The organism is Nocardia wallacei, from assembly GCF_029869545.1.
Lineage (GTDB): Bacteria > Actinomycetota > Actinomycetes > Mycobacteriales > Mycobacteriaceae > Nocardia > Nocardia wallacei_A.
Window position 1 is genome coordinate 1 of sequence record NZ_JARWQD010000024.1, and the last position, 14,098, is coordinate 14,098.

At 69.4% G+C, this 14,098-nt stretch carries 13 protein-coding genes; 5 read left to right on the forward strand and 8 right to left on the reverse strand.

Features of this window, described 5'->3' with window-relative positions:
- Nucleotides 1-173 precede the first annotated feature (173 nt).
- Nucleotides 174-548, reverse strand: coding sequence for a PepSY domain-containing protein (locus QH290_RS01040; RefSeq protein WP_280381709.1), 375 nt, complete (start codon nucleotides 546-548; stop codon nucleotides 174-176).
- Nucleotides 549-665: 117 nt separating this feature from the next.
- Here QH290_RS01040 and QH290_RS01045 point away from each other — a divergent pair, with 117 nt between their 5' ends.
- Nucleotides 666-1,343, forward strand: coding sequence for a response regulator (locus QH290_RS01045; RefSeq protein ID WP_280269025.1), 678 nt, complete (start codon nucleotides 666-668; stop codon nucleotides 1,341-1,343).
- Nucleotides 1,336-2,772 (forward strand): sensor histidine kinase, encoded by a 1,437-nt coding sequence (locus QH290_RS01050; RefSeq protein ID WP_280381710.1) that lies wholly within the window; start codon nucleotides 1,336-1,338, stop codon nucleotides 2,770-2,772. The genes QH290_RS01045 and QH290_RS01050 overlap by 8 nt, the downstream gene beginning before the upstream one ends.
- Nucleotides 2,773-2,788: 16 nt before the next feature.
- Here the strand turns inward: QH290_RS01050 and QH290_RS01055 are convergent, their stop codons facing one another.
- The 5 genes from QH290_RS01055 to QH290_RS01075 form a co-directional block, all read right to left on the reverse strand.
- Nucleotides 2,789-3,172, reverse strand: coding sequence for a PASTA domain-containing protein (locus QH290_RS01055; RefSeq protein WP_280381711.1), 384 nt, complete (start codon nucleotides 3,170-3,172; stop codon nucleotides 2,789-2,791).
- A 1,218-nt stretch (nucleotides 3,173-4,390) separates the two neighbouring features.
- On the reverse strand, nucleotides 4,391-6,160 hold the full coding sequence (locus QH290_RS01060; protein ID WP_280266159.1) for an acyl-CoA dehydrogenase family protein: 1,770 nt from the start codon (nucleotides 6,158-6,160) through the stop codon (nucleotides 4,391-4,393).
- 740 nt (nucleotides 6,161-6,900) lie between these two features.
- Nucleotides 6,901-8,034 (reverse strand): cytochrome P450 family protein, encoded by a 1,134-nt coding sequence (locus QH290_RS01065; RefSeq protein WP_280266158.1) that lies wholly within the window; start codon nucleotides 8,032-8,034, stop codon nucleotides 6,901-6,903.
- An 884-nt stretch (nucleotides 8,035-8,918) separates the two neighbouring features.
- Nucleotides 8,919-9,557, reverse strand: coding sequence for a sigma-70 family RNA polymerase sigma factor (locus QH290_RS01070; RefSeq protein WP_280381712.1), 639 nt, complete (start codon nucleotides 9,555-9,557; stop codon nucleotides 8,919-8,921).
- Between the two features lie 163 nt (nucleotides 9,558-9,720).
- Complete coding sequence (locus QH290_RS01075) at nucleotides 9,721-10,422, reverse strand: GAF and ANTAR domain-containing protein (RefSeq protein WP_280266156.1); 702 nt, start codon at nucleotides 10,420-10,422, stop codon at nucleotides 9,721-9,723.
- 308 nt (nucleotides 10,423-10,730) lie between these two features.
- Here QH290_RS01075 and QH290_RS01080 point away from each other — a divergent pair, with 308 nt between their 5' ends.
- The gene (locus QH290_RS01080; protein WP_280266155.1) at nucleotides 10,731-11,462 is read left to right on the forward strand and encodes a GAF and ANTAR domain-containing protein; all 732 of its coding nucleotides are present in this window, start codon (nucleotides 10,731-10,733) and stop codon (nucleotides 11,460-11,462) included.
- Between the two features lie 15 nt (nucleotides 11,463-11,477).
- Here the strand turns inward: QH290_RS01080 and QH290_RS01085 are convergent, their stop codons facing one another.
- Nucleotides 11,478-12,176: a GAF and ANTAR domain-containing protein gene (locus QH290_RS01085; protein ID WP_280266154.1), complete on the reverse strand. Its 699-nt coding sequence runs from the start codon at nucleotides 12,174-12,176 to the stop codon at nucleotides 11,478-11,480.
- A 479-nt stretch (nucleotides 12,177-12,655) separates the two neighbouring features.
- Between QH290_RS01085 and QH290_RS01090 the strand changes: the two genes are divergently transcribed.
- Nucleotides 12,656-13,009 (forward strand): hypothetical protein, encoded by a 354-nt coding sequence (locus tag QH290_RS01090; protein WP_280381713.1) that lies wholly within the window; start codon nucleotides 12,656-12,658, stop codon nucleotides 13,007-13,009.
- A gap of 11 nt (nucleotides 13,010-13,020) precedes the next feature.
- Here QH290_RS01090 and QH290_RS01095 read toward each other — a convergent pair whose 3' ends face one another.
- Nucleotides 13,021-13,449 (reverse strand): CBS domain-containing protein, encoded by a 429-nt coding sequence (locus tag QH290_RS01095; protein WP_280266152.1) that lies wholly within the window; start codon nucleotides 13,447-13,449, stop codon nucleotides 13,021-13,023.
- A gap of 170 nt (nucleotides 13,450-13,619) precedes the next feature.
- Here QH290_RS01095 and QH290_RS01100 point away from each other — a divergent pair, with 170 nt between their 5' ends.
- Nucleotides 13,620-14,039 (forward strand): Rv3143 family two-component system response regulator, encoded by a 420-nt coding sequence (locus tag QH290_RS01100; protein WP_280266151.1) that lies wholly within the window; start codon nucleotides 13,620-13,622, stop codon nucleotides 14,037-14,039.
- Nucleotides 14,040-14,098 lie beyond the last annotated feature (59 nt).

The window sequence follows — 14,098 nt, forward strand, 5'->3', positions numbered from 1 at the left end:
GCCGTGCCCTCGTCGTGGGCGCCGGACTCGTCGGCGCCCACGGCGGCGGGGCCGGCCCCCCAGGGGGGCCAACCGCCAACGGGCCAGTGGCCCCCGGGGACACCCGCCCACCCGCCCCGCCCGCCCCGCCCCCCCCCCCCCCCCCCCCCCCCGGTACCGGAGTCTGGAATCGGTCAGTCGTCGTCGCGGTCGGTGGACAGCACCGCGCCGGAGTCGGCGTCGACCTTCACCTCGTACTCGACGCGGTCGGTGCCGATCACATCGACCTGCCACACGGTGGTGCCGCGATCGGTATCCAACTCGGCGCTCTGCACGGTGGCGCCGGGAACGGCCTCGAGCGCCTTGCCGGTGGCCTGCTCCTTGGTGATCGACGGGTTCGCCGCAGGGGTCCACGAATGATCGGTGCGGCCGGGTGCCGCGGTGGTTCCGGCATGTCCCTCGGTGCCGATCGAGGCGAGCGCGATGCCGCCGCCGATGAGTGCGATGGCCACGGCCCCGACCAGAACCCAACGCAGAGCGCCCAGTGCCCGGCGGACAACGACTGCCATGATCAACCTCCTGTGCGAAATGATCTCGAATGCGGTCACCACCGTCGCACCGCCCGGCTGAAGGCAACCTGAACCCACCTGAAGGCGTCTTCAGCAACGATCTGTCAGGCTGGTGCGATGCGTTTGCTGATCGTCGAGGACGAGAAACGTCTGGCCGACACCCTCGCAAAAGGCTTGGCGGCCGAGGGTTTCGCCGCCGATGTCGCACACGACGGGACCGACGGACTGCACCTGGCGACCACCGGGGACTACGACCTGATCATCCTCGACATCATGCTGCCGGGCATGAACGGCTATCAGGTGTGTGCCACGTTGCGGGCCGCGGGACACGAGACGCCGGTGCTGATGCTGACCGCGAAGGACGGCGAATACGACGAGGCCGAGGGCCTGGACACCGGCGCCGACGACTACCTGAGCAAACCCTTCTCCTATGTCGTGCTGCTCGCCCGCATCCGCGCCCTGCTGCGCCGCCGCACCCGCGGGGGCGCGCCCAAGCTGACCGTCGGCGACCTGACGCTGGATCCGAACACGCACACTTGCCGCCGCGGCACCGAGGAGGTACCGCTCACCGCGAAGGAGTTCGCCGTGCTCGAGCAGCTCGCGGTGCACGCGGGGGCGATCGTGTCGAAAGCCGATATCCTGCACCATGTCTGGGATTTCGCCTTCGACGGCGATCCCAATATCGTCGAGGTCTACATCAGTACCCTGCGCCGCAAGATCGATGCGCCGTTCGGGCGGCGATCGATCACCACGGTGCGCGGCGCCGGATACCGGCTGGTGGCCGACCGTGAGTGAGGTGCGGCGCCGGGTGCGGTGGTTCAGTTCGGTCCGGGCGCGCACGACCGCGGCCGCCACCCTGGTCGTGGCGGTGGGGCTGGTGGCGGCCGGTGCGGTCGTGCTGGCGGTGCTGCGGCACAATCTCGTCGACAGCGCGGGCGTACAGGCGGAGATGACCGCCCGGGAGGTCGAGGCGCAGCTCGCGCGCGGGGCAGATCCGGCGGCACTGAAGCTGCCCGACGCGGACAGTCAACCGGTGCAGGTCATTTCGGCCGACGGCCGGGTCCTCGCCGCCGACGACGATCTGCGCGGCCAGCCGCCGATGGCCGATTTCGCGGCGTCCGGCAAGGACGAGGACGACGACGATGAGGACGACGACGATGAGGTGCGCCCCGCGTCGGCCCCGGCCGAGCAGCCCGTCCAGTTCCGCGACATGCGGCTCCCGATCGCCGACGACGACACCGGCAGCCACGACTTCCGGGTCGCGGCGCTCACCACGACGACGCCCGCCGGGCAGCAGGTCACCATCTACTCCGGCGCCTCGCTCGCCACGGCCGACAAGGCGGTCGCCGGGGCCCGCAACGCCATGCTGCTCGGCCTGCCGCTGCTGCTGGCCCTCGTCGGTGGGGTGGCGTGGCTGGTGACGCGGCGCGCGTTGCGGCCGGTGGAGGCGATCCGGGCCGAGCTGGCCGAGATCATGGGCGGCGATCTGAGTCGCCGTGTCCCCGAACCGAATTCCCGCGACGAGATCGCCCGGCTCGCCGAGACGACCAACACCACGCTCGCGGCACTGGAACAGTCGTCCGAGCGGCAGCGCCGGTTCGTCGCTGATGCCGCGCACGAGTTGCGCAGCCCCATCGCCAGCCTGCGCACCCAGCTCGAGGTCGCCCAGGCACATCCCCACCTGTTCGATATGGACGGTCTCATCGCCGACACCGTCCGGATCGAACACCTCGCCGCGGACCTGTTGCTGCTGGCGCGCCTCGACGCGGGCGAACTCCCCCGCCGCGAGCCGGTCGACCTCGCGGCGGCGGTGCGCGACGAACTCGACCACCGCGCCGGGGACCGCCACCCGGTGCGGATCGAGGTGCCCGCCGAGCCGGTGACCGTGCTCGGCAGCCGCACTCAGCTGGGCCGCGTGCTGACCAACCTCGTCGACAACGCGCAGCGCCACGCCGCGGGGGTCGTCCGGGTCACCCTCGAACGCACCGCGGACGCCGTCGTCCTGGCGGTAGCCGATGACGGCCCGGGTGTCCCGGTGCCGGACCGGGAGAACATCTTCCGCCGATTCGTCCGCCTGGACGACGCCCGCAGCCGCGACGAGGGCGGCGCCGGGCTCGGCCTCGCCATCGTCCGCGACGTGGTGCACCGGCACGAGGGTGAGATCCGGGTGGACGACAGCGACGAGGGCGGCGCACGGTTCGTGGTCACGCTGCCGCGCGCTTGATGCCGGATCGCCGGTATTACTGCGCCGCAGACACTTTCAGGGTGACCGGGGTGTCCGGCGACACCGCCGTGCCCGCCGCGGGGGTCTGCTCGGTGATCGTCCACGGGACCGTGTGGCTCGACGGGTCGTTCATCACGTCCCGGCCGTCGGTCGCGGTGATCGAGCCGATGGCGAAGCACAGGCCCGCACCGACCACGGTTTCGCCGAGTTGCTTGCCGCGGAAGTCCGGCAGCGGCTGCGGCCAGGTCTGCTGATCGCACGGCTTCGCCGCGGGCGAGGCCGGTGCCGCGGACGCGCTCGAACCCGCCGCGGACGCGTCCTGTCCGTCGTCCGACGACCCGCACGCCGCGCAGGCCAGCGCAACGGTGAGCGTGAACACGGATATCGCGGTGCGGCGCATACGTTTTCCTCTACGTCCAGGGGCCGACTCCCCGGCCCTCGAGCTGCGCACCGCACCCTAATACGAGCCCGCGCCACCCCGCACACCGGGGCGCCGCTCCCACCGGGGATGCGAGGACCTCCCCTCCACCGCGCGGCCCTCGCACCCCCGCCGTCATCGGCCCGGCGGGTGTCCGCGCACTCCGTTGTGCCGCGCACCGTGGCCGCCGATGAGGTCGCCGTCGTGGGACACGCTAATCGGCCATCGCGCGCGGCCGGAACCGGTTTTGCGCGCATGTCGTACGCGCGCCGCAGCCGCGTCTCGCGCAACTCGGCGCCGGGCGACCGGCCGAGGGCCTTCTTCATCGCCGTCTCCAGATGCCTGCGCGAGCATCCGAGGCTTACCGCCAGGCTGTCGACGGTCAGGGTCGGATCGGAGTAGTACAGCCGGATACGCCGTCGGACATCGGCCGCCAGCCGCGCGTAGCTGTCCAGTTCCGGTGCGCGGCGAGCGTCGAGCGCGCCCGCGACGAGATCGGCCATGGACCGAGCGATCGCGACGAACTCCGTCGCCGTCACCGCCCGACGGTCCGCCGCGAGGTTGTCGGCCATGCCCCGGACGGTCCGCAGGATGGCGTGCTGCGGGCGTAATCCCAACCGCCCCCGGGGATCTGCGCTCGACGGCAGCGCGTAGGAGGGAATATTGAAGATGTAGCCGCGAAAGCCGTCATCGTGGGACATGACCATGGCCTGTCCCCACCGCAGGCCGGGCGCTGTCGTCGCAGTCGGAGTTCGCGTGCCTTGTCGTCGCGGTCGTGCACGACGGCGGTGGAAGAGAATTCGACGAGTTGGAGCTGGCCCGGATCGTTGTCGTGCCGGGCCAGCGCCCGTTGCGGCCATGTGTGTCCCGAAAATGCCTGCGGTGCGGGGATTTCCGCTCGCGCCGTGCCCTGGTTCTCACCGACATGCGCCCGCCACATGTCGACGCGGTCGACCGCCGCCAGATCGTCCGCGAGGTCGACCTCGAAGACCTCGTACCTCGTGCCGGATCCCTCCGCCATCGTCACCCCCTGATCGGTCTCCGCGCGAGATCGTCTGCGCAGGACCGGTTCCGCCTGCCGTACGCGCCGCCTACCCGGCGTTGCGGTGATAGTACGGAATTCGGGGATGGCGGAGCAGTACGCCCGCTGGGGCGCCCCGGCAGGGACGCCCCAGCCGTACCGCCAGTGCCGCAGCGGGTTCAGTTACGGCGTGGGTCGTGGCAGCGAGAATCCCACGCGGCTGGCAGATCCGCCGAGAGCACCGGTGCGTCGAGAATGTCGTCGTCGAAGCCGAAGGAGTCCAACAGTTCCGGCAGTGCGCCGGCGAGATTCTCGATGGCGCGCCGGAGTTCCCGCTTGGTCCCCTCGACCGCGGCGACGTCGAGGAGACCGTGCGTGAGATACCACGCCGCGTGCTGATCGAGATAGTGCAGCGCGAAAACATCACGCACGGCGGCGATCTCGGCCTGATCGGCATGTCCGTCGAGCAACCGCAGGGCCTCCTCCGAGCAATAGGCCTCGGCGAGGCTCAACGCCTCCGGGATGACCGCCAATCGATCGGCGAGCGCGGGAGTCGCCAGGTACTGCTGCGCCTCCTGCACGATCGTCAGGGTCCGGGCGTGGAGTAACCGCGCGCGGTCGGCCGGATCGGAGGGATCGTGCAGGCGCGCTTCCGGCGGAGGCGTCGCGGCGAGCTGTTTGGCCAGCACGCGACCGGCGACCGAACCGAGGACGTGGCAGTCGCCCTCCCCGGTGATGGCCGCATGGCAGACGCCGAGATAGCCCGCGACCCGATTGGCGCTGAACATGCCCTGCGCGCCCATCTTGATGCGGCAGTGGGTGACCGTATCCAGTGCGTGCAGCTGGATGAAGTGCTTGGCCAGCATCACCGCGACCACCGTGTCGCGATCGGTGAGATCGCTGTCGGCGAGGAAGGATTTGATCGCGTTACCGTAGACCGTCCGGGCGATCGTGCCCGCCAGATCGGTGAGCAGGGTGTCGCGCACATGGGGCACGTCGACCATGAACGGGGCGTCCACGGGCGTCAGTGGCACCACGCGCTTGGCCGCATAGCGCAGCGCGATGTACAGCGAGGCGCGGGCGGTGGCGTTCAGGCACGACGAGAGCGCCAATCGCCCCACGGTCAACTGGCTGATCGCCGAGGCGAAACCCCGCTTGCGGCTGTGCTCGTCGCGCCAGGTGAGCACGCCGGCGTCATCGATCGTCGCCAGGTTGTTGCTCAGCCAGGCGTCGCGCTCGACGCGCAGGTTGTCGAAGCTGATGACCGAGTTGTCCATGATCACCAGCGGCTGATGGTCGAGCTGGGTGATCGTCACGCCCGGGCAGGGATCGCCGTTGGCGTCACGCAGCCGCGCGGTGAACAGGTGCACGCCCTGGTCCACACCCGCCGAGTCGATGAACCGGGCTCCGATGACGCAGACCCGGGCCACCGGAATACCCACGGACGGCATGAATTTCCGCGCGCGCGGGTGCGGGGTGTTGATGACGAACCCGTCGCCGTCCCACGTCGCGGTGGTCTGCATGAATCCGATGTTGGAGCCGCATCCGTATTCGGTCAGCAACATGACGCCGACGCTGGACGCGTCATCCAGATCGTGCAGATACGGTGCGGCGGAATCGGAGTCGGTCAGCGTGGCCAGGCTCCCCGAGGCCAGGTTGTAGTGGCCGGAGATCAACGGGATCAGGTCCGTCGCGAGTACCGCGGACCAGTCGAACACCGCGAAGAGTGCGGGCAGATCGGTGGCAACGGCACGCGTGCTCCCGATCTCCTTCACCAGATACCGCAACTGGTCGTAGGCGTTCGCGCGCCGCTGTTCCTGACTCTGCTGTTCGGTGACGGCGAAGTCCGGGTTGGTCAGAACCTGTTGCAGCTGGTGGTGGAACTCCAGGTTGCCGTGCCGAAGCAATTCGGCCAGCGCGGTGCGTTCTGTGGACCCATGCGTAATCATTACCGCCTCCTACTTCATTTCCGTCCCAGCGGCTATTTGTCCACCGTTGGGCATACCCGAGGCAATCGCGGCCGGACTTCGGCACAGAGGCCCGCCGTTACCGCATGCTGACGCGAGTACCGTCGAGAACCGGGACGAAGGAAGCCGGGTGATTACCTACCAAAAGCTCGATGCACCACACACCTTCACATGAATTTTCGGTCCGCTATCCGGACACCGAACAGCGCGCACCGCGCTGCGGCGACGTGGAGACCCACGGCTACGGTCGCGTCGACCCGCGGCGTCACAGTTGCCGCAGAATCGCCTTCGACCGAACGAGCCACGAATTGTAGTGTGCCACAAACCGTCCTACGAATCATGGTGAACGATGACAGTTTCGGTCTTGGTCGAGGCTCCTACCTCGGCCTCGAGGGCCCGAAGACAGTCCTCGATCGGCAGGGGCGAGGGTGCCCCGGATCAACTCCTCATCTGTGATGCCGGTGTTTGCACAGCACAGATTGTAGGCGCTCCCTTGGCATTTGGCGTTCGCAATGATGCGTGCGCAGCCGACGGCCACGCCGCCGTCCGAGCGGTCATGGGCGCAGGTCTACCGCCCCGGCCCTGCGCACGCGGACGGCACGGCGGCGCCGCGCGGGGAAACAGAGCCCGGCAACCCGCCTGAACACCCCGCATCGGGGCGATCGCGCACGGGGGCGGACGGCAGCGGCGGGCACGGCGAAAACGGTTACCGCACAGTCGAACTACATGGTCGGAGACTCGAACGGCGCGGTGGGCGGGAACACCACCGGCAAGGCGGTCAAGGCCCGGTGGAAGGGCCCCGGCCGCCACACGAGATCCTCCTTGGCCACCGCCAGTTGCATTTCCGGGAGCTTGTCCAGGAGTTGATCGATGATGTCCTGCGCGAGCAGCACCCCGTAGGGCCGGGCGTGCGCCGGGCAGGCGTGATCGCCGGTGCTGAACGTCAGATTCCAGCCGTTGTCCAGGAATTCACCGGTGTTCAGCTCCGGATCCGTATTGCAGGCCGCCATGCTGATGATGACCGGCTGATTCGGCGGCAGCCAGACATCCTCGATCAGGATCGGCTGGCGCGGGTAGGTGATGCAGTAGTTCGCCATGGGCGGGTCGGTGGCCAGACGCTCGTCGATGGCGGTCTTGGTCGACAGCGGCGGGCGGTCGCTGTAGCTGACGAAGCGGGTATCGGTCAGCATCAGCAGCAGGGTGTTCGCGACGAGGTTGGTCGGCGGTTCGACGCCCGCGGCGAACAGCAGGACCAGCTGGTGCACCATCTCCTCGTCGGACAGTCCGGTGCCGTGCTGCACCAGCCTGGTGGTGATGTCGTCGGCCGGGTGCGCGCGCTTGAGTGCGGTGAGCTCGAGCAGCGCCTTGCCCATGATCGCGTTCACCGTCTCGGTATCGACACCGTCGAACATCGCGGCGCTGGCGCTCGCGACCTGCTCGCCGATATCCGGTGGGCAGCCGAGGGTTTCGCAGAACACCGAGAAGACCATTGGCAGGACGTACTGGTTCAGCACGTCGGCCTGCCCGTCCTGGCAGAACGAGTTGATGATCGGGATGGCGGACTTGTCCACCATGGCGCGCACCGAGTGCAGGTCGATCCCCGCCAGGGCGTCGTTCAATGCGTGGCGGTAGCGAGCGTGCTTCTCACCGCTGGTGCGAATGGCGTTGGGCCGCGGCTCGATCATCGGCATGATCGGGATATCGGTCGGCGCGGTCCGGTGCCAGGCGGTCGGATCCGCCGGAAAATGGTCGGAGTCGTTCAGGATGCGCACCGCGGTGCGATATTTGATAACCAGGGTTGCGGGAACCCCCGGCCACATCTCGACCGGCACCAGCGGTCCGTAGTCTCTCCGCATCCGGCGGTAGGCCCCGTGAGGATCGGCCGCAAACTCTGGGCTGTAGATCGGGATCCGGGGACCCTCGATCGACGACATTGAGCTGGCGGCAGCACCCGGATGCGTGCTCTGCGGATCCACGTAGTCTCCTTGAGATCGGTTGCGGCAGTATATTAACCATGGCGAGGCCGGGCGTCGCCCGCCACTCGGCAAGATCCCGACGCGGACGCCGCGGCGTTGCCGATCGACACGGCGGCGAGGGCCGCCGGGGCCGCGGCGACGGCGGGGGCGCGATTTCGGTCGGACGCGAAAGTCGTTGTCGCACTGCGAAATTGCGGCCACCGGCGGCACCGGGATCGGTGGCCCGCCCGAGGGTGTGGAGACCGGGATTGCCAGGGCGGCAACGCGATGGGCTGCACTCGGACCAACCGTTCGGTATGCGAGGAAAGCTCGACGACGGCCGTTCGGTGCGCTCGAACCGTCTCATGATATCCACCAAGCACCACTGCTCGCAGACCGAACCGACTGGGCCCCATGCGGACTCAGGACCTAGAGGCTACGGCGTCTCCTGCCTCGTCCGGCGAGAAACTATACAGCAAATGCCGGTGCGGGCAAGGAATATCGAGCCGGTTCCGCACCGGCCGCAACGGCTGCTCGGGCGTTGCGGGCGGCCGCGGTCGCCGGAGCTCCGGGCGGTGAGGTCCGAGGGCCGTAGCGCGTCCCGGACCCCACCCGATATGCGGTGCCATCGACCGCGAGTCAACGGAATCCTGCGATCCACCCGACGAAATTGTGCGACAGAAACTTCCGGCCGGGAGGGGTTTTCGCTGTTACGAGCTGATGAAAATCCGATATCCGCGGATTTGCCCGCTACCGCGCCGTTACTTTTCGAAATTCGGCCACGCTCACGAACCCGTGTCGGCCAGGGCCGTTTCCAGCCGTGCGAGCGCGGCCCGGATGCGGGATTTCACCGTCGAGACCTGCACCCCGAGGTGCGCGGCCACCTGCGGATAGGTGTAGCCGACGTAGTAGGCCAGCACCAGCGATTCCCGCTGCAGCGGCGTCAGGGTGGTGAGACCGCTGCGCACGCAACGCATTTCGTGCCGGCGCAGCGTCTCCTCCACCACCGCGTCGACCGGCGGGCGGTAGTCGCTGACGCCCCAGGCATGGTTGTGGTCGGAGCTGGCCCGCTCGTGCCGCACCCGGTCCACCGCCTGGCGGTGGGCCAGCGTGCGCAGCCAGGTCGCCGCCGAACCCCGCCGCTCATCGAATCCGGCGGCGCTGCGCCACACTTGGATATAGACGTCCTGGCACGTCTCCTCGGCGTACCCCGGATCACGGAGCACCGCGAGCACGCGCCGGAAGACCATCGGCCGGGTGCGCCGATACAGCTGATCCAGGGCCTCCCGGTCGCCGGTGCCGACCCGGCGCACCAGATCCGCGTCCGGATCGGAGACATCGGAACGGCGGCGGTCCGGGACGGCGCCCGGCGAACCGGCGGTGCCGGACGGCCGGGCAGGGCGGGCTGGTACGAGTACGGACACAATTGCCCCCACGGTGAGACGGGTATCGGAACCAGCCGTCGAGTTCAGGGACGCATTCCGCGGTGAGATCCGATCCGGGGGCAGGGGATTTCGGAACCCGCGCCAAGTCTACCGGCCTGGCGCGGCGCCGGACGCCGATTGCACCCCGCGCAACCGCCGACCCTCACAACCGCAGCCCGAGCTCCACGATCGCCCGCGCCACCTCGTGCACCCCGACCCGGTGCTGCCGGGCGTGCGTGCGGATCACCTCGTAGGCGGCGTCGGGACCGATGCGGCGCGCCCCGGCGATCACCCCCTTGGCCTGCTCCACCACGATCCGCGAGGTGAGCGCGTGCTGCAGTTGGTCGGTCAGGCGCTGCTGGCGGTGCAATCGGTCGGCGGTCAGGAGATGTCCGGCGGCCAAGCCCGCCAGCAATGTCCCGATCGAGAGGTCCTCCGCCGTCCATTCCCGCCGGACCGGCGAGTACAACCCCAGCGCACCCAGCCGGGTCTCCCCCAGCTGCATCGGGATCTCCACCATCGCCGACATGCCGTGCCGCACCGCCGCGCTCGCGTATTCGGGCCAGCGGCCCCAGTCGCGGCGCACGTCCGCCACCGCGACGGGCTCGCCGTCGCGCATGGCGTCCACGCCCGGTCCGCGCGCGCAATCCTGTTGCGTCACAGCCACTTCCGACAACTCCTCGGGGATGGCTCCGGCCACCTCGCAGCGCCCGTCCGCCAGCAATATCACAGCGGCACCCGCCAGATCCAGCACGTCGGTGGCGGTGCCCATCAGCCGCAGCAGCGCACCGGAACGGTCCGGCACATCGGGCAATACCACCACCAGCCGAGCCAGCGCCGATACCACCGACTCACCGTCGGACATCCCTGCATCACCCCCGTAGCACGGACACCGGTGGCGCCGCGCCAGGTCGGTCGTTGTGCGTCAGCCGGACCACTCGATGGTACGGCTCCTTCGGTGGGCGAATTACCCAGTTTCCGTGGTTAATTCATGCACTTGCGGCGTCAACGGCTGTCGACATCGACCGTGCCCGGATGTAACCATGGAGAACGAGGCTCCGCTGCGCCGATCGCACAGCGGCCGATGAGCCTCGTCTAGCTCGACTCCCTACATCGGGGTTGTGGTCGGCCGGTGCGGGGAGATGGCCGCTGCGTCCAGCCCGGGGAGGCGCCATGGGGTCGGCATTCGACGATGACCATGGGCTGCTCGCCACCCTGCTGGCCGCGGTCGAGCTGCTCGCCGGCGATTTCGATGTGATCGAACTGTCCCAGCAGCTCGTGGACCGCTGCCCCGCGGTGACCGGCGGCCTCGACGCGGGCCTGTTCCTCGCCGATCATCGGCGCGAGCTGCACCTGCTGGCCTCCACCAGCGAGGAACCGCGACTGCTGGAACTGCTGGAGGTGGAGGCGCTCGACGGCCCGGGGCGCCACACCTTCCGCACCGGGCTGGCCACCGCCGTGCCCGATCTGCGCGACACCAACCACCGCTTCCCCGAATTCTGCCAGCGCGCAGTGGATTTCGGCTACCTGTCGGCCTTCGCGCTGCCCCTGCGCTGCCGCGACCGCAGCGTCGGCGCCCTGACCATCCTCGCCGAGGACCCGGCCGCGCTCGACAACGACGGGCTGCGCGCGGGACAGGCGCTCGCCGACGTGGCCGGGATCGGCATCGTCCAACACACCGCCTACACCCAGCTGCATCCCGTCGCGTCGCGGCTGCCCGCCGCACTGCACGCCCGCATCGTCATCGAGCAGGCGAAGGGGGTGCTGGCCGAGCGCGGCGGAATCGAGATGGCCGAGGCGTTCCGACGGCTGCGCACCCACGCCCACAAGACCGGCGCGCGGCTCGCGGATCTGGCCGCGGCCGTGGTCGACGGGAGCACCGATACCGAGGAGATCCTCGCCTGAGCGGATCCCGCACGGTCACACGCCGTCGAACCGGATGCGGCGCGCCACCACCGCCTCGGCCACCTCCGCCAGCGACAGCGCGTGCCCGAACGCGTAGGCCCGCAACCGGGCGTAGGCATCGGGCACGCCGATGCCCAGCTGCGCGACCACCATGCCCGCCGCCTGATGGATGGCCCGGCTGGCCAGCGGCTGCTCGAGCCATTGCGCGTCGGCCGCGGCGGCCTCGCGCGCCGACCGCGCCAGCACCAGCTGCGTGGTGATCAGATCCGCGATGTGCAGGCCCGCCGACACCGTGCCCGCATCGATGCGGCCCGGGCTGTCGCGGTAGAGATCGAGCGCCCCGAACCGCACCGCGCCCAGCCGCAACGGCATCGCGATCATCGCGCCGGACGCGCTGGTGCGCGACAGGGCGTCGGCGAAACCCGGCCACCGTTCGCATCCGGCGGTCAGGTCGGCCACCGGAACGGGCACGCCGGTGGCCACCGCCTCCACCGCGGGGCCCTCGCCGACGGTGGCCTGCACCGCCTCCACCCCGGCGGCCACCTCGTCGCTGGTGCACCACGGCTGCACCCCCGCATGGTGTTCGTCGATGACGATCGCGGCCCGCTGCACCGGCAGCACGCGCACGCTCGCCGCGCACGCGCCCGCCACTCCGCCGCCGCGGCTGCGTGCCGCGGCCAGGAATCGCTCGGTCAGATAGTCGAACCGTGGCACGCCTGTCCCCTCACCACCACCCGCGCCGCCACGCGAGAGCGCCAGAATATCCGGCTTCGGTGATTGCGGCCACAATGGCGCGAAACCGTGAGATCTGCCATGACTGCCATCCGGAACCAATTCGCTCGCATTCGGAAATAATGTGCCGGAACCGTTTGCGGGAGAACGCATCCGATCGCGCAGCCACCGCCATTCGGTCGCATTTCCGGGCCTTATCGCGGTTTGCCCGCAGATTGCCTCGCTTCTACCGTGAATGCGCAAGCTGTCGAATTCTGGAGGGTTCCATGCCGATCATCGACCTCGGTTCCGCCGCGATCAACCTGGCCAATGTGGTGACTTCGATCGCCGCCAATGTCACCTACATCCTGCACGCCTGGGGCCTGGCCTAGTTTCTCGCCCGCACTGCCTGCGGCACTGGGCCATTTCTCCTTCCTGTCCTATCCTGGATTCGGGCCCGAGGCCCGGGAGGGGACATCGAAATGCCAAGTCTTGCAGTGCGTTTACATGACGTGATCGCGGCCGCGCAGTGCTGCGACACCGCCGAGGAGGCCGACAGGCTGGCCGCCCGGTTCGATCGCCTGGTCCGCGAGCTGCAGGTCGGCGCGCACACCGGCGAGGAGCGCGTCCGGCTCGTCCGGCTCTGCGGCGCCGCGGGTACCGCCGTCCGGGATGCCTTGTCGCGCACCCGGTCCGACGGCGCCCGCCCCCCTGCGAGCCCGCCGGAATCCGGCCGCGACGAGCCCGCCACCAGCCTGGAGCGCCTCTACGGCCTGCCGCCGCAGCGGGCTCGGTACCGCTCGCGCGACTGGGAGTTCTACCGCCGCACGCTGTAGTGCCGGTGGGCTCAGCCGTGCAGGTACTGTACGAGGTGTTCGCGCTCGGTCTGCAGCTCGGAGATGGCGCTCTTGACGACGTCGCCGATGCTGACGATGCCCACCATGCGTCCGCCGCGCAGCACCGGCAGGTGCCGGATGCGGTGTTCGGTCATGGTCGTGCGCAGGCTTTCCACCCGGTCGTCGGGCGAGCAGGTGTGCACGACGGCGGTCATGATCGCGGAGACCGGCCGGTCGAGCAGTTCGGCGCCCGACAGGTGCAGATTGCGGACGATGTCACGCTCGGACACGATGCCGTCGAGGCCGATGCCGTCCGAGGACACCACCACCGCACCGACATTGCGCTCGGCCAGCACCCGCAACAGCTCGCGCACCGGTACCCCGGGCGCGATCGTGACCACCTCGGCACCCTTCTTGCGCAGAATCTCGGAAATTCGCATAAATATCCACCGCCCGTCCTAGCCCTCGGATAGTTACCAGGATCTCTCGTTTCGTCCGCCGTGACCAGCAAAGATTCCGCCCGGGACGATCAACTTCGCGGTGAAGTCCCCCCGGCGCGACCCACCGCAGTCGCCGAACCTGCCACGACGGTGCACCGCGCCGACGTAGCATGCGGAACGTGGCCGATGCGAACCGTCCCGCCGTGGTGCGGGTTCTCGTGTATTCGAGCGATTCCGACACCCGCCGCCAGGTGATGCTGGCGCTGGGCAAACACCCCCGCCCCGATCTGCCGCCGTTCGAGTATCTCGAGGTCGCCACCGCGCCGGTCGTCATCGAACAGCTCGACGCCGGCGGTATCGACCTGGCGATCCTCGACGGCGAGGCGGCGCCGACGGGCGGCATGGGCGTGGCCAAGCAGCTCAAGGACGAGCTCGACACCTGCCCGCCGATCCTGGTCCTGACCGGCCGCGCCGACGACGCCTGGCTGGCGAACTGGTCCCGCGCCGAGGCCTCGGTCCCCCACCCGATCGACCCGTTCCAGCTCACCGACGCAGTGGCAAGCCTCCTCCGCGACCGCTCCGCCGCCTGATTCCGGCCAAGAGCACGCCGGAATAGGAGAGGGCGACGTCACGCCGGAATAAGAGAGGG

Coding starts and splice junctions, on each gene's coding strand:
- QH290_RS01040 (WP_280381709.1), bottom strand. CDS start 548: ATGGCAGTCGTTGTCCGCCGGGCACTGGGCGCTCTGCGTTGGGTTCTG.
- QH290_RS01045 (WP_280269025.1), top strand. CDS start 666: ATGCGTTTGCTGATCGTCGAGGACGAGAAACGTCTGGCCGACACCCTC.
- QH290_RS01055 (WP_280381711.1), bottom strand. CDS start 3,172: ATGCGCCGCACCGCGATATCCGTGTTCACGCTCACCGTTGCGCTGGCC.
- QH290_RS01060 (WP_280266159.1), bottom strand. CDS start 6,160: ATGATTACGCATGGGTCCACAGAACGCACCGCGCTGGCCGAATTGCTT.
- QH290_RS01065 (WP_280266158.1), bottom strand. CDS start 8,034: ATGCGGAGAGACTACGGACCGCTGGTGCCGGTCGAGATGTGGCCGGGG.
- QH290_RS01075 (WP_280266156.1), bottom strand. CDS start 10,422: ATGTCCGACGGTGAGTCGGTGGTATCGGCGCTGGCTCGGCTGGTGGTG.
- QH290_RS01080 (WP_280266155.1), top strand. CDS start 10,731: ATGGGGTCGGCATTCGACGATGACCATGGGCTGCTCGCCACCCTGCTG.
- QH290_RS01090 (WP_280381713.1), top strand. CDS start 12,656: ATGCCAAGTCTTGCAGTGCGTTTACATGACGTGATCGCGGCCGCGCAG.
- QH290_RS01095 (WP_280266152.1), bottom strand. CDS start 13,449: ATGCGAATTTCCGAGATTCTGCGCAAGAAGGGTGCCGAGGTGGTCACG.
- QH290_RS01100 (WP_280266151.1), top strand. CDS start 13,620: ATGCGGAACGTGGCCGATGCGAACCGTCCCGCCGTGGTGCGGGTTCTC.